This window comes from [Clostridium] symbiosum ATCC 14940, assembly GCF_000466485.1.
Taxonomy (GTDB): Bacteria; Bacillota; Clostridia; order Lachnospirales; family Lachnospiraceae; genus Otoolea; species Otoolea symbiosa.
This window is the reverse complement of record NZ_KE992795.1, coordinates 2,436-2,671: the sequence shown is the minus strand read 5'-3', so window position 1 is coordinate 2,671 and position 236 is coordinate 2,436. Positions and strand designations below refer to the sequence as shown.

Below are 236 nucleotides of genomic sequence, written 5' to 3'. Positions count from 1 at the left end.
GCTCCCCATTAGTAATTGACGTATTGATTAGTGTCTGTGTATTCTTTCATGGCACTTGCTGCAAACAACAAGCGTTTTTCTCCGCTTCTTTTTCATCACGGTTTCCCAATCAGAATTACCCAACTCGTTTAAGTTCCGTATGACGTGAACTTCATACAAATCGGCTTCTTTACACCCACATAATTCACAAACTCTGGCATTGAGCCGTTGTCTGATAGTGGTTTTCCAGCTAAATT

At 40.7% G+C, this 236-nt stretch carries 1 protein-coding gene; it reads right to left on the bottom strand.

Annotated elements, in window-relative coordinates:
- Positions 1 to 27: 27 nt before the first annotated feature.
- The gene (locus CLOSYM_RS24330) at positions 28 to 216 is read right to left on the bottom strand and encodes an HNH endonuclease (protein WP_330362859.1); all 189 of its coding nucleotides are present in this window, start codon (positions 214 to 216) and stop codon (positions 28 to 30) included.
- Positions 217 to 236 lie beyond the last annotated feature (20 nt).